Source organism: Hoeflea sp. (genome assembly GCF_039975035.1).
In the GTDB taxonomy this organism is placed as follows: Bacteria; Pseudomonadota; Alphaproteobacteria; order Rhizobiales; family Rhizobiaceae; genus Hoeflea.
The window spans coordinates 47,606-68,966 of record NZ_JBDWHW010000259.1; the positions used below are offsets into that span (position 1 = coordinate 47,606).

Genomic DNA, 21,361 nt, shown 5'->3' on the forward strand with positions numbered 1-21,361 from the left:
CATCCCTCTCAACCCGCCTCAGAAATAGCTCTGCAACGGATGCACTTCGAGATTGCCGGCCTTCAGCGCCGCAATGGCCTGGGCGGCCGACAGGCTGCCTGACATGGTGGTGAAGTAGGGCACCTTCTGCATCAGGGCGGCTCGGCGCAGGGATTTGGAATCGGAGATGGTCTTGGCGCCCTCGGTGGTGTTGATCACCAGCTGCACCTGACGGTTCCGGATCGCGTCCTCGATGTGCGGGCGGCCTTCGAGCACCTTGTTGACGTGCTCGACCTCAATGCCCTGTTCGCGCAGATAATCGGCGGTGCCCGACGTCGCCATCACCTTGAAGCCGTTGTCGACCAGAATGCGGATGGCTTCGATGACGCGCGGCTTGTCCTCGTCACGTACCGAGACGAACACCCGGCCCGAACGCGGCAGGTCGACGCTGGCTCCGAGCTGTGCCTTGGCAAAGGCCAGCGCGTAGTCGCGATCGAGCCCCATGACCTCGCCGGTCGAGCGCATTTCCGGTCCGAGCAGCGTGTCGACGCCGGGAAATTTTGCAAACGGGAACACGGCTTCTTTCACGGCAATGTGGGTCAGCGTGCGGTGGTTGGGGACAGCGCCGTAGGCTGCGAAAGCCTCGGCCAGCTTCTCGCCAGCCATCACCCGTGTTGCCACCTTGGCGACTGGCGAGCCGACGGTCTTGGCGACAAACGGCACGGTGCGCGAGGCGCGCGGGTTGACCTCGAGCACGTAGATCACATCGTCCTTGATGGCGTATTGCACGTTCATCAACCCGCCGACATTGAGCGCCCTGGCCAGGGCGATGGTCTGCTCTTCAAGGCGGTCGACCATTTCGGGTGACAGCGTGTGGACCGGCAGCGAGCAGGCGGAATCGCCCGAGTGGATGCCGGCTTCCTCGATGTGCTCCATGATGCCCGTGACATTGACGTCGGTGCCGTCGCACAGACAATCGACATCGACCTCGATGGCGTTGGTCAGATAGGTGTCAAACAGCAGCGGATTGGTGCCGAGCAGGGTGTTGATCTGGCCGGTCTTGTCGTTGGGGTAGCGCGCCTTGATGTCCTCGGGCACCAGCTCGGGCACTGTGCCGAGCAGGTAGTTGGACAGGTTGGTCTCGTCGCGGATGATCTGCATGGCGCGGCCACCAAGCACATAGGACGGGCGAACCACCAGCGGGAAGCCGATGTCGGTGGCCACCAGCCGCGCCTGCTCGACCGAGTAGGCGATGCCGTTGTTGGGCTGGACCAGATCGAGCTTGTGCAACAGTTTCTGGAAACGGTCGCGGTCTTCGGCCAGATCGATCATGTCGGGCGCGGTGCCCAGAATTGGAATTCCGGCTTTCTCCAAAGCTTCTGCGAGCTTCAGCGGGGTCTGGCCGCCAAGCTGGACGATGACGCCCTTGAGCGTGCCTGCTTCCTGTTCCTTGGTGAGGATTTCGAGCACGTCCTCGTCGGTCAGTGGTTCGAAATAGAGCCGGTCGGAGGTGTCGTAATCGGTCGACACGGTTTCCGGATTGCAGTTGACCATGATCGCCTCATAGCCGGCGTCCTTCAGCGCGAAGGCGGCGTGGCAGCAGCAATAGTCGAACTCGATGCCCTGGCCGATGCGGTTGGGGCCACCGCCGAGGATCACCACCTTCTGCCGGTCGGAAACGCGGGCCTCGCAAGCCGGCGCGCCGGCAAACGGGACTTCGTAGGTCGAATACATATAGGCCGTCGGCGAGGCAAATTCGGCGGCGCAGGTGTCGATGCGCTTGTAGACCGGGCGCACGCCCAGCGCATGGCGGGCCTTGGCCACTTCGTTGCCACGCTTGCCAGTCAGCGAGCCCAGCCGCGCGTCGGAGAATCCCATCGACTTGACCAGCCGAAGGTTCTCGGCGTCGCTCGGAATGCCGTGCGCGCGGATGCGGGCTTCCATGGCGAGAATGTCTTCGATCTGGGCGAGGAACCACGGATCGATCCTGCAGATCGAATGCACCTCTTCGGCGCTCATGCCGAGCCGCATGGCCTGCGCCACCATGCGCAGCCGGTCGGGCGTCGGCGTGCCGATGGCTGCCTTGATGGCGTTGTCATCGTCGCCTTCGCCCAGGCCGGGAATCTCGATTTCATCAAGCCCGGTCAGTCCGGTCTCAAGCCCGCGCAGCGCCTTCTGCAGGCTTTCGGCAAATGTCCGGCCAATCGCCATGACTTCGCCGACCGATTTCATTGCGGTGGTCAGCAGCGGCTCGGCGCCGGGGAATTTCTCGAAGGCAAAGCGCGGGATCTTGGTCACCACATAATCGATCGACGGCTCGAACGACGCCGGCGTGGCGCCCTGGGTGATGTCGTTTTCCAGCTCATCCAGTGTGTAGCCGACCGCGAGCTTGGCTGCGACCTTGGCGATCGGGAAACCGGTGGCTTTCGAGGCCAGCGCCGACGAGCGCGAGACCCGCGGGTTCATCTCGATCACCACCAGACGGCCATCAACAGGATTGACGGCAAATTGCACGTTGGAGCCGCCGGTCTCGACGCCAATCTCGCGCAGCACCGCGATCGAGGCGTTGCGCATGATCTGGTATTCCTTGTCGGTCAAGGTCAGCGCCGGGGCCACGGTGATCGAATCACCGGTGTGCACGCCCATCGGGTCGATGTTCTCGATCGAGCAGATGATGATGCAGTTGTCGGCGGTGTCGCGCACCACCTCCATCTCGTATTCCTTCCAGCCCAGCACAGATTCCTCGATCAGCACTTCGGTGGTCGGCGAGGCATCAAGCCCGCTTTCGATGATGTCGAAGAATTCCGAGCGGTTGTAGGCAATGCCGCCGCCGGTGCCGCCCATGGTGAACGATGGCCGGATGATGGCAGGCAGGCCGATCAGGTCGAGCGCCTGCACGGCCTGGGCCATGGCGTGGCTCATATAGCGCTGCTTGCGGTCGGATTCGCCGAGGTTCCAGGTGTTTTCCAGCGCGTCGAGCGCGGTGTCGAGTTCGTCGCCCGACAGCTTGTCCCGCAACAGCTTGCGCTCGGCCTCGTGCAGCTTGCGGTCGGTGTCCTTGATTTCGGTGGCGTTGGCCAGAAACGAGCGCGGCGTTTCAAGCCCGATGCGGGCCATCGCCTCGCGGAACAGCGCCCGGTCTTCGGCCATGTCGATGGCGGCCGGCTTGGCGCCGATCATCTCGACATTGTAGCGCTCGAGCACGCCCATGCGCTTGAGCGACAGGGCCGTGTTGAGCGCGGTCTGGCCGCCCATGGTCGGCAGCAGCGCATCGGGGCGCTCGCGCGCAATGATCTTGGCCACAACTTCCGGCGTGATCGGCTCGATGTAGGTGGCGTCGGCGAGGCCCGGATCGGTCATGATCGTCGCCGGGTTGGAGTTGACCAGGATGACCCGGTAACCCTCCTCCTTCAGCGCCTTGACCGCTTGCGTGCCGGAATAGTCGAATTCGCAAGCCTGCCCGATAACAATCGGTCCCGCACCGATGATGAGGATCGACTTGATATCGGTGCGTTTTGGCATGGTCCGGGTCCCTTGTGCGCGGGCTTCGCGCAAAAATTCTCCCGTCGGAAATCAACCATCCGGGAGACGCCGTGCGCGATATGTGAGGCTAAACGCGGCTTATAGGGAAATGGATGCCGCGAGGGAACCCCCAATAGGGCATTGTTAAGCGGAAAGTGGGTGAAAGGGGAGGCAAATGCCGGCATGGTGATCCGGCTCAAGGCGGGTATGGCGGTAGCAGCGGTGTATTCGCATGGTTTTGGAACTTCTTGTCGTGCTTAGTGTGAGATGTGGCGAAAGGCGAATGTGATGCTCATGACAGCCTGAAACACAATTGCCGCTGAGGAATTCGACCGCGCATTTGATGATGGCGAGAGCGTCATCGAACACCTTGATGTCAGGTCGCTGCGCCGTCGCGAACTGGTGCCCAAATGTGTCTATGTCGATTTCCCGGCCCGGGTCGTCCGCAGTCTCGTCAAGCAGCCTCAACGCCTCGGCGTGACCCGGCAGGCGCAGATCAAGATATGGATCGCGGAAAGCCTTGAGAAGGGGTGAAGCGGCGGTTGGCCTCGCCCTGCTCCAATTTCCCCAATGTCACGCCCTGTTAAGTTTATTGCCGCACAGTCCGGGCTCCGGATTTTTGCGTCCGTGTTTCGGATATTTGGCAGAGTGGGCCGCGAATATGACCGATCATGCAACAGCTTCGATTGCGCCTGAAACCTCCCTGGCGCCGGCGATGGTGCGGCCTTTGGTGGCGCAAGGGGTCGCGCGGCTCAGGCAGGATGCGTGGTTTTACTATGCGGTGCTGGGCTACACCGTGCTCGGGCTGATCTTTCTCGTGGCCGTCGGCGATCCGGGCGGCACCGCGCATGCAAGCTACGCCATGCCTGCGGTCAAGGGCTTCCTGCTGATGATGCCGCTGGTGGCGCTGAGCTTTGATGCCATCGCCGTGGTGGTGCGGTTTGACGCGCGGCGGTCGCTGGCGTTCAGACGGACATTTTCCGCCGGGCGGCTGGCGAGCCTGCTGGCGGGCATGATCATGATGACAGGAATCGCCGTGTTCCAGGGCACTTTCACCACGATCAAATCGTCGTTGCCGGCAATGTTCGGTGGCTTTCCCTATGACAGGCTGCATGCGGGCATTGATGCGGCGCTGCATTTGGGCACCGATCCCTGGCGGCTGCTGCACGCGGTCGCGGGCAACGGCGTGGTGCGCCTGATCGCCGAAATCAACTACGGCGAGGTCTGGTTCACGGTGTGTTTTGGCGCGCTGTTTTTCGTGGTCACTTCGCCAAAGGCCGACGCAGTGCGCAAGCGTTATCTGCTGATGTTCATGTTCGTCTGGATCGTGCTGGGCAATCTGATGGCGGGCGCGTTCCTGTCCGCCGGGCCGGCCTTTCATGGCAATGTGACCGGGGATCACGCCCGCTTCGCCGAACTGCTGGCGTTTCTGGCGCAAAGCCCGCTGGATGCGTCGGTGATCGTCAGCCAGCGCTATCTCTGGCTTATCCACGAGAACCATCTGCAGGGTCTTGGCGGCGGCATTTCGGCGTTCCCGAGCGTGCATGTCGCGCTGGTCACCATGAATGCGCTGTTTGTCATCGAGCGCTCGCGGCTTTGGGGTATTCTGGCGTTTGGCTATGTTGCCTTCGTGCTTGCCAGTTCGGTCTATCTGGGATGGCACTACGCCATCGACGGTTATGCTTCCATCGTGCTGGTGACCGCCGCGCATTTTGGCTTGCGGCGTTTCATGTCGGGGGGCAAGCCGGTTGTCGAGGGGCAGGTGTCCGCAGCCTGAAGCCTCTATTTCTGGCGCCGCTGCAGATCCAACAGCCATTCCACCACATCGGTCTTCTCATGCTCGAACAGGCGGAAGGTGGTCATCGGAAAATGGTCGTTTTCGAGGAAGGCCTCGAACCAGGCGCGGTCGCGGCCTTCGATGGCGACGATGGCCGAGTAGGGCGGCGCCATGTCGGCGGTCAGTTGCTCGCCTTCGCGCACATGGCAGTCGCGGCACCATTCGTCGACCACGCGCGCGCCGCGGGCCACGGCGGCCTTGCCGGCGAGCGCTTGGCTCACCGGTAGTATCAGTACCAATCCGGCAATCAGCAATCTGAGCATTGTCCACCTCTTCGCAAGTGCGCAGTGTAGTCCTGTCTGGGTTGAGCCGAGCTGATCAGGATCAAACCGGGAGCATTGGTGAAAGGCAAGGTTCGGCACCAGGCCTCATTCACCGCCGCCATGTTTGACCGGCAACTGGACGTTCTTCAGGCACAATGCGGCAATCAGGCCCAGGAAACTGATGAGGGCTGCGGTCATGAACAGCGGCTCGCAGGCTTGCTGATAGACCTGTGCAATCAGTTGCCGCGTTTCCTCCGGCAGGGCGGCGACGGCTGCGGGGGCCAGTTTTTCGATGTCGGATATGCCCGGTACCGTGATGGTCGAGCGGGCGACACCGGCGGCAAGGATGGCGCCATAGATCGAAATGCCGATCGAGGCGCCACCCATTCGGGTCAACGTGACCACGCCCGTCGCAGCACCCGTATCGGAGCGCCGGGCGGCATTCTGCACGCCGAGGACCGGTACCTGCTGATTCATCCCGATGCCGATGCCCTGGACCAGCATCAGGACCGCGACCATGGCCAGCGGCGTGGCCGATCCGATGAATTGATAGCTGGCCAGCGTCACGATGCCGATTGTCGTGGAGGCGACAGAGAACACCTTGTAGCGGCCGGTCATCGACATGATGCGCCCGGAGCTGAGCGAGCCCACGGCAATGCCGCCGGTCAGCGGAATGAAAAACAGGCCGGCTATGGTCGGACTCATGCCGAGTCCGGATTGCAGGTAGAGGGCATAGTAATTGACCAGACCGATGCCGATGGCGCCGCTGATGAGCGATATGAACAACAGCAGGCTGACAGTGGGGTCGGAAAACAGGGTGAGCGGCACGACGGGCTCGGGAACCCGTTTTTCGACCCATAGCCAGCCGGCAAGGCAGGCAAGTCCAACGGCGATGATAGCGAGGCTTTTCATCGTCAGCAGGCCGCCGAAGAGTTCGGAGCTGTCGGCCCAGAGCACGATGCTGCCAATCGCGCCGGCGAGCAGCGCCGCACCCGCATAATCGATCTTCGGTTTGCGCGCCGGCCGCTTGTAGGGCAGCAGGAAGGCGAGGCCGGTCAGCACGGCTATGCCGATCGGCAGATTGACGAGGAAGATCGAACGCCAGCCGAACAAGTCGCTCATGGCGCCGCCAAGAACCGGTCCGATCGCACCCGAAAGCATCAGCACCAGGCTTGCATAACTCTGGTAGCGGGCGCGTTCGCGCGGTTCGAAGAGATCGGCGTTGATGGAAAAGATCGACACCATGATGCCGCCGCCGCCAAGCGCCTGCAGCACGCGGGCGGCAATCAGCGTATTCATCGAAACAGCCAGACCGCAGACCAGCGAACCGAGAGTGAAAATGAAGATCGCCGCCATCATCACGTATTTGCGTCCGAAAAGATCGCCCAGCTTGCCATACACCGGCATCACCGCGCTCGAGGCCAGCAGATAGGCCGACCCAACCCAGCCGAACCGTTCCAGCTGCCCGAACTCGCCGACGATGGTCGGAAGCGCGGTGGCGACTATCTGGCTGTCGAGCGTCGCCATGAACATGCCCGTCAGCAGGATCAGGAACACGATGATGCGTCGCCGGTTATCGGCAACAAGCGGTGTGTGTGGAGGGCCGGGCGCTATGGCCGGTGGCACGGCGGCAGCGGTGACGGCCGCGATTGGGCTGTTGTCCATGAAGATACCGTTCCAGGCAGAAACTTGCGTGCAAATGTCACGTATTTATGTGCACTTGACACATTCTTGTCAAGTGCACATAAATATCAATCTGCCGGTTCGCAGTTCTGCCTCCGGCCAACGAGACAAAATCTGGAATCCGCATGATCAAGGCAGCAGACGGAACGGCATCGGCAGTCGCGCAGGGCGAGGCCTCCAACATCGCCAGGATCTCCGAAGCGATGGCGCGCATGCGGCTGATGATCGGCCGGCGCATCATCGGACGGCTGGCGCTGAGCGAGCGCGCGCCGGAGCTGGACCTTTCCCATCTTGATGTGATTTCGGCGTTCAGGCGCGCCTGTCAGGAAGGCGAGATGACCGTTGGCGCTGTCGCGGAAGCCATGCGCGTTGATCATTCACGCGCCAGCCGGCTAGTATCGGAGCTGGTTGAACGCGGTCTGCTGGTCAGGAGTGCTTCCCAGACGGATGCCCGCCGCACGGTGGTCGAACTCACCGAGCATGGTCACTCGCTTGCCAACGCCGCTCACGAGGTAAAGCGCAGGCTGATCGAGACGATCGTGGCGGATTGGCCGGCGCAGGATGTCGAGCAGTTCTCGACGCTGTTCCTGCGCTTCGTCGAAGGGTTCGAAAACGCGGCCAGGATTCCCGACAACTGAGAAGCCCGCCTGCCCAACCGTCGCGCTGGTCTCCCGGCCATGGCAGATGGTGGCGGGGTCAGCCGCTGTTGCGCCGTTCGATCCAGCGCTGGATCTGGGCTGCGTAGCTGCGGCTTACCGGTATGTCGGCGCCGTCAGCTGTACGGATGGCCAGCCTGCCGTTCTTGCCGACGCCGCGAACCAGAAAATTCTCGGGGTGCTCGGCCACCCAGTGCGAGCGGTGGACCCGCCTGCCGGGGCCGGCTTCGCCGATCGCGTCGCCAAGCCGCATCAACACCAGTTCCGTCCCCCTTGAAGTCACCACCAGCACATAATGGTCCTGCACCTCGAGCCGGATCAGGAGCCCGCGCTTGTCCACCGGCAATCTGTCAAGCAGGGCCGGGCGGTCGGGCGACACTGGGCCGCTGGCCGGATCCCGCACGGCAGGATTTGTGGCTGGAATTGCTGTGACGGGGGCGGCTGAGCCGGCCGCGTCAGGCTGTTCTGCCGGCGCCAACTGGTTGCCGCCGCTGAGGCTGAGCCAGGTCAGCAGCGAGAAGCCGACCGAGATCGGCAGCGCGATCAGCGCGTTCTCGGCGATCCTGACGGCATTGAGCGGCCGCATCAGCAGAGCGAAATTGATCACGGTGATCGCCAGTCCGATCGGGATTGACGACACGACGGCGCCGATGAGCATGCGGGTCAGGCGCGGCTGCACACGGGCGCTCAGCGCGGCATCGGTAAACGCGATGCAGACAAGTGCACAGCCCCAGGTCGCGGTGTGCAGCACCAGCCAATAGCCGAGCCTCGTGGGGAAGGCGAGCCGCTCATAGGTGCCGAACGGTCCGGTCTGCACGAACAGGCCGACGACCAGCGCAAACACCAGCCACAGCCGCGGCCGGCATAACAGCGTGCGCAGTTCACGAAGCGTGGATGGCAGCAACGTGTCGCTCACGAAGTTCTCCGGGTCACAGACGCATTCAATATTGAGGATCGACAGCGACCATGGCCGATGGGGTCAGATTTGGCAATCGGATCGTCGGTTTTTCCGGCCACGGCCCACTGCGATCCACAACAACGGACGATCACCATGACACTTGAACCGCTTCTCACCGCCAGCCCGGCCATCCAGTTTCACGTTTTCACCGTGGTGCCTGCGGCACTGCTCGGCGGCGTCATGCTGGCCAGGAAGAAGGGCACACCAGCCCACCGCATGCTCGGGCGGGTGTGGCTCGTCCTGATGGTGCTCACGGCGCTGTCGACCTTCCTGATCCACGGGATCAATATGTTTCATGGCTTCTCGCCGATCCACATCCTGTCGCTGGTGGTTCTGGTGAGCGCGTTCGAGGTCATTCGCACGGCGCGGACGCGCAACTTCATCCGCCTCCAGCGGGTGGTGAAATCGCTCTATTTCGGTGCCATCGGCATTGCCGCACTGTTCACGCTTTGGCCCGGCCGGATCATGTATGAGGTGGTGTTCGGCCATGACGTCGCCCTTGCCGGACCGGTTCAGGATACGGGCTCGATGGCAGGGCAGGCAGCGGTCGGCGCGCCAATCTGGGTGTGGCCGCTGCTTGCCGCGCTGATCGGGCTCGGGGTCAGCCGCATGCGCGACCGCGAGATGCTGGCCTGGCGGCTGATGTTGCTTCCGGTGATTGTGCTTGGAATTTCGGTGCTGACCAGCTTGAGCGGGCCGATGACCGGAACCGCCATGGCTACCCTGCCAGCCGGCCTGGTGGCGGGCGCGCTTGCCGGCTGGTGGTCAATGCGCATGACGGCGGTCAGGCGCCTGCCGGGCAACCGCATCGCGGTGAAAGGCGAATTCGTGTCGCTGATCGCAATTCTGCTGATCTTTGCCGCCCGGTTCGCCACGGGAACGCTTCAGGCGACGGCGCCGGATATGCTGGAGATGGCGATCCCGGCGGTGGTTCTGGCGGGGTTGCCGGCGTTTTCGGCAGCGCTGATGGCCAGCCGGGCGCTGGCGCAGGCGGGGATAAACCCCCTCCGAGTGACACACCGGCGGCTGAGCGGTCACGCAAAGTGTTGAAACTGTCGTGACCGACGCGTAAAAGCGTCGTTCAGGATAGCCAGGAGAGCTGCACCATGGATTGGAAGGGCCGTCGCCAGAGCGACAATATCGAGGACCGGCGCGGCAATGCTTCGCGCGGCGGCAATCCATTCGGGCGCAGCGGCATTCGTCTGCCGAGTGGCGGCATGCGGCGCTCGGGCCTGAGCTTCAAGACCATCCTGATCGTCGGCGTGATCTATCTTGTTCTGAAATTCATGGGCATCGATCCGCTGCAGATGCTTGGGAGTGACCCGGGCGCGATTGTGAGCGGGCAGCCTTCAACCTCGAGCAACCAGATTTCCGAAACCCGCAAGGACGAGATGACACAGTTCGTCGCCACCGTGCTGGCTGAGACCGAGGATGTCTGGCACGGTATCATGAAGGCCGAGGGGCTGGATTATCCGGAGCCCAAGCTGGTTCTGTTTTCAGGTGCTGTAAAATCGGCTTGCGGCAACGCCAGCGCCGCCTCCGGCCCGTTCTACTGCCCCGGCGACCAGAAGCTCTATATAGATCTGAGCTTTTATGACGAGCTGGCGCAGCGCTTCAAGGCGTCGGGCGATTTCGCCCAGGCCTATGTGCTGGCCCATGAGGTCGGCCACCATGTCCAGAACCTGATCGGCGTATTGCCCAAGTTCAACCAGATGCGCCAGTCGATGAGCCAGGCCGAGCAGAACCAGATGTCGATCCGGGTCGAGTTGCAGGCCGACTGTTTTGCCGGCATCTGGGGCCATTTCACCGCGCAGAAGGGCCTTCTTGAGCAGGGCGACCTGGAGGAGGCGCTCAACGCGGCGCAGCAAATCGGCGACGACACACTGCAACGGCGCACGCAGGGCTACGTGGTGCCCGAAAGCTTCAATCACGGCACCTCGGTGCAGCGCAAGGAGTGGTTCGCCCGCGGCTTTGATTCAGGCCGCCTGGCAGCTTGCGACACGTTCAATAATCCGGTTTGACCGGGTTGACGCACGGATAGCGCTGGCATTGAAGTCTGGATTTCAGGGTTTGGCCGGTGCTTCCGGATCTGCTTCTGGCTTGTCCCCCGCCTGATGGTGCGCAGCCTGGACCACTTCCACCGGGGTGCGCATGATGATCTCGCGGTGCGGGAAGGGGATGTTGACGCCGTTCTCTTTGAAGATATCCCACATTGCCAGCAGTACCTGGCCGCGCACATTGGTCAGCCCGGCTTGCGGGTCGGAGATCCAGAATCTCAGCTTGAAATCGAGCGATGACGAACCGAACGCGGTCATCCAGCACACCGGCAGCGGGGTGCCCAGCACGCGCGCGACCGAAGCGGCCGCGTCGATGGCAAGTCTGGCAACCTGGTGCGGGTCGCTGTCGTAGGAGACGCCAAACTCGACATCAAGGCGCACGAGCATGTCGGAAAACGACCAGTTGACCACCTGCTGGGTGATGAAATCCTCGTTCGGAATGAGATATTCGCGTCCGTCGCGGGTGATCACCGAGACGAAGCGGGCGCGCAGCTCCCTGATCCAGCCGAAGGTTTCGCCCAGCGCGATGGTGTCGCCGGGCTTGATCGAGCGGTCCATGAGAATGATGACGCCGGAGATGAAGTTGGAGACGACCTTTTGCAGTCCGAAGCCGATGCCGACGCCGACCGCGCCTGAAAAAACAGTCAGCGCGGTCAGGTCGATACCGGTTGACGACAGGGTCATCATCAGTGCGATGGCAATGAGGCCGATCTTGACCACCTTGCCGGCCAGGACCTTGAAGGATGGCGACAGGTCATCGACCACATTGATGCGGCTTTCGAAGAACGTACCGAGCAGATTGGCGATCCACAGGAAGGTGGTGGTGACGATGACCGTGCGCAGCACGAACAGCGCCGAGATGCGCAAATCGCCGATCTGGATCGCCGTCTGTTCAAGGAAGGCCGTTGCTTCCGGGCGCAAGTCGAGGATTCCCAGCGCCACATAGGCGAAGATTGCCAGCGAGATCAGGCGGGCGAGGGACTTGTTGTGGATGATCCGGCTGGAAACCGAGATGGCGAGCCAGGCAGAGCCGAGCGCCAGGGCGAGTGCCAGCAGATAAGTGCGCGAGGGCCAGGTCAACTCCAGCACGACGGCGCGGGTGATGGCCAGGAAAATCAGGAAAAACACCCAATTGACGCGCCGCATCACCGCGATGATGACACGCAGCAGCCCGGGCCTGCCCTTGATGATCCGCGCCCGGTCTTCAAGCCATGGTTCGACTTTGAGCGACACCAGCCGGCCTGCGAGGTAACAGGCAGCGATCATCAGGATCTGATAGAAAGTCCAGGGCTGGGCGAAATAGGCGACCGCTGTTGCCCAGACGCTGACAAGGGATTGCGCAAAACCCGGGATGTCGATGTTGTCCATCGGCACACTATGAGATCGAATGGCCCGCTTGAGAAGGGCGAACAGGCTTTATCAGCTGGCGAAAGTTGGATCGCCGCAGGAACGGACGCATGGTTGTCCTCGTCGTCGGGAGATTTTTGCGGCTGATTCGGTATTCTCGACCGCCGCCAAATGCGTCCGGAACCTGCTCCCTGTGATACGATCACGCGCTGTCATACCCGTTCGATGGTGCTCTGTCAGCGTTCATGACCAGCCCGGTTCTCCGAGTGTCCCGGCGGCTTGCCAAGCCTTGGGTGCTGGCGCATAAGCGATTTTTGATGGTGGGAGCATCTGATGGATACGCAGGCAACGGGGATGAGAGACGAGCAAAGCTGGGCCGCGCATGCCCGCGCCACGCTGGCGCTCGGCCTGCCGCTGGTCGGCACCCAGATTGCCCAGATCGCCATCGCCACCACCGATGTGGTCATGCTCGGCTGGTACGGAACGGCTGAACTGGCGGCAACCGTGCTTGCCTCGCAGGCGTTTTTTGTGGTCTTCATTTTCGGCTCCGGCTTTGCCAATGCGATCCTGCCGCTGGCGGCCCAGGCGGAAGGCCGCAATGATCCCACCCATGTGCGGCGCTCGGTGCGGATGGGGATGTGGATCCTGCTGCTCTATGGCGTCGTGGTCATGCCGTTTCTGTGGTATCTCGAACCGGCCTTGATCGCGCTGGGCCAGAAACCCGAACTGGCAGCGCTTGCCAGCGATTACATCCGCATCGCGCAGTGGGGCATGTTCCCCGGGCTGATGATGATGGCGCTGCGCACATTCTTTGCCGCGCGCTCGCGGGCAGCAATCGTGCTTTGGTCAGCCATCATCGGGACCGTGGTCAACGGCATCTTCAATTACGGCTTGATCTTCGGCAATTTCGGCTGGCCGGAAATGGGCGTGCGCGGCGCTGCAGTGGCTTCGGTTTTCAGCTCGACTGTCATTTTTCTGATCATGACCGGCTGGGCGATGTGGCATCCGCGGCATCGGGAGTACCGGTTGTTCCAGCGCTTCTGGCGGCCTGAATGGCCGGCGTTTTTCGAAGTGTTCCGGCTCGGTCTGCCAATCGGCCTGACCATTCTGGCCGAGGTTGGATTGTTTCTGGCGGCCTCGGTGATGATGGGGTGGCTCGGCACGGTGCAACTGGCAGCCCACGGCATCGCCATCCAGCTTGCCTCGATCAGCTTCATGATACCGCTCGGCCTGTCCCACGCCGCCACCGTGCGTGTCGGTCAGGCCTATGGCCGCGGCAACATGGCCGGGCTGGCGCGGGCATCGCACGTCGTCATGGCGCTGGCGGTTGCGATTTCTTTTGCCGCGGCCGCGCTGTTCTGGCTGGCGCCGGAAGCACTGGTCAGTCTGTTTGTCGACGAAGCCAACGACGACGCCAGCCAACTGCTTGCGGTGGCTGTGCCGCTGTTGGCCGTGGCTGCCTGCTTTCAGGTTGTCGACGCCATTCAGGTCATCGGGGCGGGGCTTTTGCGCGGCATCAAGGATACCCGCATTCCGATGTTCATTGCCGTCATAAGCTACTGGCCGATCGGTCTGTCGGCGGCCTACGGGCTTGGCTTCGGTCTTGGTCTTGGCGGTCCCGGCATCTGGGGGGGATTGGCGCTCGGGCTCGGCGTGGCCGCGGTGCTGCTCAATCTCAGGTTCGCCAACCGGCATTTGTTTCTCGACATCGCCAAGGGCTGAGTGGGCGAAGTACGGGCAGATCCGGGCTCGTCGGGCTGTTGAAGTCGTCACATGCCGCCAAACCGGATGGCTTCGGCTATTGGCTGCGTTAGGGTTGATCGGTGTCGATGCGATCTGTCTGCCGTTCTCGCAATTTGCAAAATTGGCATTCTCGGCCCTTTTGTATGTGCCGGCTGCTGTTCGCAATCGAGAAATTGGCACGATTTCGGAAATCGCTCATATGTATCCGGCCTGTTGATCGGCTTGCGGGCCGTGGCCTTGATGGGGTTACGCACGCACCTTGGTCTCATTAGCGGATAGGTCTCTGAAGACCTAAAGGGCCGTCAGACTCTGGGGGCGTATCTTCTCCGTTCCATGCTGTCCTCTCTATCGCGAACTCCTTGGTGACCGTGGAAAGCGTCAGATCGCTTCCATGGCCGCGTCTTGTGGGGCATCGAACCGGGTGCCATTGCGCAGAATGCTCCAGGCGGTTCGAGCGAGTTTGTTGGCAAGCGCGATGACCGCTTTGTTGCGCGGCATACGGGCTGTCGCCTCCGTCAGCCACGAGCCGAAACTGAAGTCGGACCATCGGTGTGGGCGCATCATAATCACTTTCGCCGCCTGCACGAACAACATCCTCAGATAGCGGCTGCCGCGTTTGGTAATCCGGCCGAGAATGGTGCGGCCACCGGTGCTGAATTGTCGGGGCACCAAGCCGACCCATGCCGCGAAATCACGCCCCCGGTCGAATGCCTCGCCTTTGCCGACGGCCGCGACCATCGCTGTCGAAATCATTGGACCGATGCCGGGTATTGTCATGATGTTGGCGCAGTTCTCTTCGGTGCGGCTGATCTCTTCGATCTCGCCAGAAACATCCTCGATCCGTTTGTCCAACCAGAGCCAATCGCCATAAAGACCAATCAGGATGCCGCGCATCCGAGGCGATATCTCATCCCGTCGCTGTTCGAGGATCGTCTCGAAAGAATTCTTCAGTGCCCGCAGCCCCGTCCTGACGGTGATGCCCTGTTCGATCAGAAAGGCCCGGATTTGGTTGATGGTGGCCGTGCGCCGCGAGACCAGTCGTGCCCGGACCCGGTGCAAGGCCTGAAGGTCGAGCTGATCCTGGTCCTTCTCAGAAACGGTCCGAAGGTTGGGCCGCAACGCTGCCTCTGCGATCGCCTCAGCGTCGTTGTAATCGTTCTTCTGTCCCTTGTTGAACGGCTTCACGTAAATCGCCGGGATGATCCGCGGCTCGAATCCTATGCCCCGCAGCGTTCGGCTGACAAAATGGGCGCTGAGGCAAGCCTCCATTCCCACGATGCAGCGCGGGAGTTGCTCAAAAGTGGTATTCAGGGCCAAGCGCTTGATCTGCTTGCGCATGACCAGCTGGCCGGACCGGTCGAACCCGACCAGGTGGAACGTATCCTTCCCGATGTCGATTCCGACGACGGCGAGGTCTTCGATGCTTCCTGTCTTCTTTGCACACATGGCTGCTTCTCCTTGTTGCGCGGTTGATTCCGGTTAAGAATAACCCAACGGTGAGGGGAGCAGCCGGCACATCCCATTAGCGGACCTTGGCAATGCACTCAGCGATCGGCGGCTTCGAGCTATAATTGACACTCACACTTGTATCGTTGACTGTCCGTTTTGCCCCTCACGGAGACCGCTATGACTTTGCCTGAACAAATGTCCGGAGTTGTTCTCAATGGCCACGGCGGGCCGGAAATGCTGGAGTGGCGTGATGATCTGGCTGTTCCGGTGCCGGGCAAAACTGATGTGCTGGTTCGGGTCGCTGCCGCCGGCGTAAACAATACAGATATCAATACGCGGACCGCCTGGTATTCGAAGGGCGAAGCGGAAGCCGACGATGCAACATGGTCCGGCACACCACTCAAACTTCCACGTATCCAGGGCGCGGATGTCTGCGGCAGGATCGTCGCCGTCGGCGCAGCAATCGACCCTGCCCGGATCGGCGAACGCATCCTGATCGAGCCGTGCATCCGCGAAGCCGACGGAGCTTCACTGGAGACGCCTTGGTATTTTGGATCCGAGTGCGATGGCGGCTTTGCGCAATACGTCCGGGTTGCCGCACGCCATGCTCATGCGATCGATTGCGACCTGACCGATATGGAGCTGGCTTCCTTTCCCTGTTCCTATTCGACAGCCGAAAACATGCTGACACGTGCCAATGTACGCGAGAATGAGACGGTGCTGGTTACGGGTGCATCCGGAGGCGTCGGTTCGGCTGCTGTCCAGTTGGCGCGAGAGCCATGTCATCAGCACCAACGGTGACGTAGGCAATCATGCTGGGTGTTCCTTGCCGAAGGTTTGGTCATTGTGACGGGTTTTGATGTGTTTTGTAGACCAACACACTGTGCCGCTCAATATCCGCGGTAAGGATCGAAGCATGACCGGCCATTCAGGCAATCGCGACGTCCATGAATTAGGGCTCGGAGCGGTCATGCGCCGACGCGGCGAATTCACACTTCCCGCCCGAATGTGGAAGCGGAGCCCGGTGCATGAAGCGGTCGCAACCGGTCAGCCGGGTGCTTTGCCCAGATCACGCGTAACTCACCTTCGTCAGGCTACCGGCTGGTTCAGCGTTCTGCAACGGCCTCAAGGCCCTGGTGCTCGCGTACCATGTTCATGAAGCGGCGGAACAGGTAGTGGCTGTCCTGCGGACCAGGTGAGGCTTCGGGGTGGTGCTGCACCGAGAACACCGGTTTGCCGACCAGTCGCAGGCCGCAGTTGGAGCCGTCAAACAGCGAGACATGGGTTTCCTCGACACCGTCGGGAAAGCTCTTTGCATCGACTGCGAAGCCATGGTTCATCGAGACGATCTCGACCTTGCCGGTGGTGTAGTCCTTGACCGGGTGATTGGCGCCGTGATGGCCCTGATGCATCTTCACGGTCTTGCCGCCCAGCGCCAGCGCCAGGATCTGGTGACCCAGGCAAATGCCGAACACCGGAATTGCGCTGTCAATCAGCTTCTTGATGACCGGCACGGCGTATTCACCGGTGGCTGCCGGGTCTCCCGGACCGTTGGACAGGAAAATCCCGTCGGGCGACATGGCGAGAATGTCTTCCGCGCTCATGGTCGCCGGCACAACCGTCACCTTGCAGCCCAGGCCGGTGAAAAGCCTCAGGATGTTGCGCTTGACGCCATAATCAACCGCGACAATGTGGGCGACCAGTTCGCCATTCTCGGAAAATCCCTCGTCCCAGGCCCAGGGACCTTGCGTCCAGCTTGACGATTGACCCGATGTCGCGGCCTTGGCGAGATCCAGGCCTTCCAGCCCGCTCCAGTCCGCGGCCAGCGCCTTGAGCGCAGCGATGTCGAAATTGCCGTCCGGATCATGGGCGATGACCGCATTGGGCGCGCCGTTTTCGCGAATCCAGGCTGTCAGGGCGCGTGTGTCGACGCCGGCGATCCCAATAATGCCGCGCGCCTTAAGCCATTGATTGAAGTGACCGGTCGAGCGGTAACTCGACGGCGCGGTGACGTCGGCCTTGAAGATCGCGCCAACCGCGCCGATGTGGGCGGCCGGGGTCAGATCCTCGATGTCCTCGTCATTGGCGCCGATATTGCCGATGTGGGGAAAGGTGAAGGTGACGATCTGCCCCAGATAGGACGGGTCGGTGAGAATTTCCTGGTAGCCGGTCAGCGCGGTGTTGAAGCAGACTTCGGCCTGCGCCTGACCGGTGGCGCCGATGCCGTGACCTTCAATGACGGTGCCGTCAGCAAACACCAGAACGGCGGTGGGCTTTGTCTTCGTCCATGGGCTTGGGGTCATGTCCACTCCGTTGGCGGTCGGGAACGCCGCTTCATCGCTGTCGAGCACCCCTTGACGTTCTGCAGGGGCATCGCCATTTAACCTGCCTGAAGCAAGGCGCGGACAGCAGTCCCCACGCCTCGTGCGTCTTCGATCCGGTCATACATTGGTTGGTAAATAGAGAAGCCGCACGCTGTGGTCAATCAGCCCCGTGCCGTGGATTCGCCAATTATTTGCTTGAACAGGATGCGGCCCAGGGGTAAATCCTGTCGCTCTGCATGTGCGGACCCTTGGGGTTTGTGAAGGAACTGCCGGAGAAAGTTTGATGATGCGGGAACGTTTTGCCGAAAAGCTCAAGGACGCCATTCGCGCCAAGGATCCGCGCCGGGTATCCACGCTGCGGCTTATTCAGGCTGCGATCAAGGATCGTGACATCGCCAATCGCGGCTCCGGCAAGGATCCGGTGAGCGATGACGACATTCTTCAGATCCTGACCAAGATGATCAAGCAGCGCGAGGAATCGGCTGGGATCTACGAGGAAAACGCGCGGCTTGAGTTGGCTCAGCAGGAACGCGACGAAATTGCCATCATCCGTCAGTTCCTGCCCAAGCAACTGCCGGAAGACGAAGTGCGCGAACTCTGCGCCTCGGTTGTGTCGGAAACCGGTGCGTCGGGACTGCGCGACATGGGCAAGTGTATGAACGTGCTCAAGGAGCGCTATCCCGGCCAGATGGACTTCTCCAAGGCTTGCGGCATGGTCAAGGGCCTGTTGCAGTAAGATTTGCGCCGCATCGCAGCATTTTTCTAACACCCCTGACAATTTGTACGGTATACAGGGGTGTATTAGATGATTCTTGATCAATCCCTGATGACAGTCGGGATGTTATGCCCCTATAACGGGTGTCTATAGGATGATGATGATTCGTGCCCTTTTGCTGGAATCCAAACAGAGGACACCATATGCAACCGACGGTCGCGACGCAGAGCCATGTCAGTCAGGTCGATCGCCGCTCTCATGTTCATGATCAGCGGCAGGATCTCGTCGGCGTGTCCAGCGACGAGATGGTCGATTTTATGGGGTCGGTCTGCCCGTTGGGTGTTTGGAGACTTGAGATGGCAACCGGACGGATGTTCTGGTCCGAAGACGCGGTGCTGGTTACACAACTGATGGAAGCGCCGACGACAGGGAAAAACGGCGATCGTTGCGTCATGCGGGTGTGTAACGGCGGTGGCGGCTACCGCCTGATAGCATCGGCCGTCCGTCACCGGTCCCTCGACGGTGGTGAATTGTGCGGACACCATCACGAGTTACAGGACATGGTCCGCTCGGTGGTGTTGGCAGATGGGTGAGTCATGATATTTGCCACTAATCCAGCTTTTCAGACCGAGCCTTTCGAGGCGATCGCGAAGATCCGAACGATTTTCGATGCCATGCAGATCTTGCGCAAGACCTGCATAGGCTATGGTTTCAGCTATTTCTCCGTGATCTCGCTTCCTGTCAGCATAGCCGGCGGCGATGCCGCGATTTCCGATTTGGCCACGATCTCAAGCTGGCCACCCGAGCTGATTGCCGACTATGATCGTCTTGGTCTTGCCAGGAACAGCCCGGTTCTTGACCAGTTGCGCAAGCAGATCACACCGATTGTATTCAAGATGGATGAGTTGAATCGCGGCCGACCGGGTGAAGAGACGCATCAGGCCGAAGAGTTGTTTGCACGTTTCAAGCTGACGATGGGGGTGTATTTCCCGGTACATGACCACAGGGGACTGCGTCACGCGGTGTCCTTCATTGGAGATCGGCCGCCACTGTCAGTTGAGGAATTGTCGACGCTTTCCATGTTCGCGACGATGCTGATCGAACAGATCTCGAAAATCAGCGTCGCCAACCATGCGGCCAGGTCCGTGCTCAATGCCCGGGAAACCGAAATCCTGCAATGGACGGCGGAAGGCAAGACCAGTTCGGAGATTGCAGGCATCACTGGACTTTCGGAACACACAGTCAATCATTACGCCACGATCGCGACCCAGAAACTGGGATGTTCCAACCGGACCCAGGCGGTTGTGTACGCGATGCGTCTGGGCCTGTTCAAATAGGGTCGTGCCCGGCCCGGTCGGGTTGTGGGCAAGGTTTACCGGCGTTGCAAGCGCTTCCGTCCGGGTTCGCCGGTGTGCATAACGGGGAGTGTGACGCCAGGGCCTTTGCCTGATCCCTCGGTCATGCCTATATAGAGACCATCTTCAACCAGATTGTTTGCTGTGCCGGAGGCGCGCCGATTTTGCGGTTTTCCCCGTCTTTTCTCGACGATATTCGCGACCGGGTTCCGATCTCGGACGTGATCGGCCGTCATGTGACCTGGGATCGCAAGAAAACCAACACCTCGCGCGGCGACTGGTGGGCCTGCTGTCCGTTCCATGGCGAAAAGTCCCCGAGCTTTCACTGCGAGGACCGCAAGGGCCGCTATCATTGCTTCGGGTGCGGGGTGTCGGGGGATCATTTCAGGTTTCTCACCGAACTCGAAAGCCTGAGTTTTCCCGAAGCCGTGCAGCGCGTGGCCGATATGGCCGGCATCGCTTTGCCTGCGCCGGATCCGGAAGCCGCCCAGCGCGAGCGCAAGCGCGCCAGCCTCGAGGATGTCATGGAGATGGCGGCGTCGTTCTTCGAGGCCGAACTGCAGGGCGCGCAAGGCGCCAGGGCGCGCGCCTATCTGCGCGACCGCGGCTTGTCGGGCCGTACCATCGCCGCGTTCCGGTTGGGCTACAGTCCCGACAGCCGCAGCGCGCTCAAGGAGCATCTTGCGTCGCTCGGTGTTGACAAGGACCAGATCGAGGCCTGCGGACTGGTCGTGCATGGACCCGAAATTCCGGTGTCCTACGACCGTTTCCGCGACCGGATCATGTTCCCGATCCTGTCCTCGCGCGAACGCGTCATTGCTTTTGGCGGTAGGGCGCTTTCGCCGACCGCGCCGGCCAAGTATCTCAATTCCAACGAGACCGAACTGTTCCACAAGGGCAATGTGCTCTACAATTTCGCCCGCGCCCGGCGCGCCTGCGGTCAGAATGGAACCCTGATCGTGGTCGAGGGCTACATGGATGCGATCGCGCTGGCGCAGGTGGGTATCGAAAATGTCATAGCGCCGCTGGGCACGGCGCTGACGGAGAACCAGCTCAAGCTGATCTGGCGGATCACGCCGCAGCCGGTGTTGTGTTTCGACGGCGATGAGGCCGGCCAGCGCGCCGCCAACCGGACGGTCGATCTGGCGTTGCCCCTGATCGCCACCGGCAGGTCGCTCCGCATCGCGGTGCTGCCGCCGGGCAAGGACCCTGACGACCTGGTGCGCCAGGACGGGCGCGAGCCGTTTGACCAGGTGATCTCGGCGGCGCGTCCGCTCGCCGATGTCGTCTGGTCGCGCGAGGCCGGCGCGGGCGTGTTCGAAACGCCCGAAAGCCGCGCCGAACTGGAGGCCAAACTCAGGCAGGCGACCTCGCTGATTGCCGACGAGAGCCTGCGCCGCCACTATCAGCAGGACATGCGCGAGCGGATGCAGGCGTTTTTCGGCGGCGGCGGTTATGGGTACGGCAACAGGG

17 protein-coding genes are annotated in these 21,361 nt (G+C 61.6%); 10 read left to right on the forward strand and 7 right to left on the reverse strand.

What is annotated here, in order from left to right:
- Positions 1 to 18 precede the first annotated feature (18 nt).
- Positions 19 to 3,501: a carbamoyl-phosphate synthase large subunit gene (carB, locus tag ABJN75_RS23345; RefSeq protein WP_348442077.1), complete on the reverse strand. Its 3,483-nt coding sequence runs from the start codon at positions 3,499 to 3,501 to the stop codon at positions 19 to 21.
- A gap of 661 nt (positions 3,502 to 4,162) precedes the next feature.
- On the opposite strand from carB, the gene ABJN75_RS23350 reads away from it, so the two are divergent.
- Positions 4,163 to 5,278: a phosphatase PAP2 family protein gene (locus tag ABJN75_RS23350; RefSeq protein ID WP_348442078.1), complete on the forward strand. Its 1,116-nt coding sequence runs from the start codon at positions 4,163 to 4,165 to the stop codon at positions 5,276 to 5,278.
- A 5-nt stretch (positions 5,279 to 5,283) separates the two neighbouring features.
- Here the strand turns inward: ABJN75_RS23350 and ABJN75_RS23355 are convergent, their stop codons facing one another.
- On the reverse strand, positions 5,284 to 5,601 hold the full coding sequence (locus ABJN75_RS23355) for a hypothetical protein (RefSeq protein ID WP_348442079.1): 318 nt from the start codon (positions 5,599 to 5,601) through the stop codon (positions 5,284 to 5,286).
- Between the two features lie 105 nt (positions 5,602 to 5,706).
- A complete protein-coding gene (locus tag ABJN75_RS23360) occupies positions 5,707 to 7,266 on the reverse strand; it encodes an MDR family MFS transporter (protein ID WP_348442080.1) in 1,560 nt (519 codons plus the stop codon).
- Between the two features lie 143 nt (positions 7,267 to 7,409).
- Between ABJN75_RS23360 and ABJN75_RS23365 the strand changes: the two genes are divergently transcribed.
- A complete protein-coding gene (locus ABJN75_RS23365; protein ID WP_348442081.1) occupies positions 7,410 to 7,922 on the forward strand; it encodes a MarR family winged helix-turn-helix transcriptional regulator in 513 nt (170 codons plus the stop codon).
- Positions 7,923 to 7,980: 58 nt separating this feature from the next.
- Here the strand turns inward: ABJN75_RS23365 and ABJN75_RS23370 are convergent, their stop codons facing one another.
- Positions 7,981 to 8,856 (reverse strand): LytTR family DNA-binding domain-containing protein, encoded by an 876-nt coding sequence (locus tag ABJN75_RS23370; RefSeq protein ID WP_348442082.1) that lies wholly within the window; start codon positions 8,854 to 8,856, stop codon positions 7,981 to 7,983.
- Between the two features lie 135 nt (positions 8,857 to 8,991).
- Between ABJN75_RS23370 and ABJN75_RS23375 the strand changes: the two genes are divergently transcribed.
- Positions 8,992 to 9,948 carry a DUF2306 domain-containing protein gene (locus tag ABJN75_RS23375; RefSeq protein WP_348442083.1) on the forward strand — a complete coding sequence of 319 codons (957 nt, stop codon included), beginning with the start codon at positions 8,992 to 8,994 and terminating at the stop codon, positions 9,946 to 9,948.
- Between the two features lie 56 nt (positions 9,949 to 10,004).
- On the forward strand, positions 10,005 to 10,919 hold the full coding sequence (locus ABJN75_RS23380; RefSeq protein ID WP_348442084.1) for a neutral zinc metallopeptidase: 915 nt from the start codon (positions 10,005 to 10,007) through the stop codon (positions 10,917 to 10,919).
- 42 nt (positions 10,920 to 10,961) lie between these two features.
- Here the strand turns inward: ABJN75_RS23380 and ABJN75_RS23385 are convergent, their stop codons facing one another.
- Positions 10,962 to 12,323 (reverse strand): mechanosensitive ion channel domain-containing protein, encoded by a 1,362-nt coding sequence (locus ABJN75_RS23385; protein ID WP_348442085.1) that lies wholly within the window; start codon positions 12,321 to 12,323, stop codon positions 10,962 to 10,964.
- A gap of 312 nt (positions 12,324 to 12,635) precedes the next feature.
- Here ABJN75_RS23385 and ABJN75_RS23390 point away from each other — a divergent pair, with 312 nt between their 5' ends.
- Positions 12,636 to 14,024 carry an MATE family efflux transporter gene (locus ABJN75_RS23390; protein ID WP_348442086.1) on the forward strand — a complete coding sequence of 463 codons (1,389 nt, stop codon included), beginning with the start codon at positions 12,636 to 12,638 and terminating at the stop codon, positions 14,022 to 14,024.
- A 399-nt stretch (positions 14,025 to 14,423) separates the two neighbouring features.
- Here ABJN75_RS23390 and ABJN75_RS23395 read toward each other — a convergent pair whose 3' ends face one another.
- Positions 14,424 to 15,491 (reverse strand): IS110 family transposase, encoded by a 1,068-nt coding sequence (locus ABJN75_RS23395; RefSeq protein WP_348442087.1) that lies wholly within the window; start codon positions 15,489 to 15,491, stop codon positions 14,424 to 14,426.
- A 180-nt stretch (positions 15,492 to 15,671) separates the two neighbouring features.
- Here ABJN75_RS23395 and ABJN75_RS23400 point away from each other — a divergent pair, with 180 nt between their 5' ends.
- Entirely contained in the window at positions 15,672 to 16,295 is a 624-nt protein-coding gene (locus tag ABJN75_RS23400) for an alcohol dehydrogenase catalytic domain-containing protein (protein ID WP_348442088.1), read from the forward strand.
- Between the two features lie 305 nt (positions 16,296 to 16,600).
- Here the strand turns inward: ABJN75_RS23400 and carA are convergent, their stop codons facing one another.
- Positions 16,601 to 17,797 (reverse strand): glutamine-hydrolyzing carbamoyl-phosphate synthase small subunit, encoded by a 1,197-nt coding sequence (gene carA / locus ABJN75_RS23405; RefSeq protein WP_348442089.1) that lies wholly within the window; start codon positions 17,795 to 17,797, stop codon positions 16,601 to 16,603.
- Positions 17,798 to 18,104: 307 nt separating this feature from the next.
- Between carA and ABJN75_RS23410 the strand changes: the two genes are divergently transcribed.
- From ABJN75_RS23410 to dnaG, 4 genes are all read left to right on the forward strand, one after another.
- Entirely contained in the window at positions 18,105 to 18,554 is a 450-nt protein-coding gene (locus ABJN75_RS23410) for a GatB/YqeY domain-containing protein (RefSeq protein WP_348442094.1), read from the forward strand.
- Positions 18,555 to 18,736: 182 nt separating this feature from the next.
- The gene (locus ABJN75_RS23415; RefSeq protein ID WP_348442090.1) at positions 18,737 to 19,126 is read left to right on the forward strand and encodes a hypothetical protein; all 390 of its coding nucleotides are present in this window, start codon (positions 18,737 to 18,739) and stop codon (positions 19,124 to 19,126) included.
- Between the two features lie 3 nt (positions 19,127 to 19,129).
- A complete protein-coding gene (locus ABJN75_RS23420; protein ID WP_348442091.1) occupies positions 19,130 to 19,870 on the forward strand; it encodes a LuxR family transcriptional regulator in 741 nt (246 codons plus the stop codon).
- Between the two features lie 182 nt (positions 19,871 to 20,052).
- On the forward strand, positions 20,053 to 21,361 hold a 1,309-nt coding region (gene dnaG, locus ABJN75_RS23425), incomplete at its 3' end, for a DNA primase (RefSeq protein ID WP_348442092.1).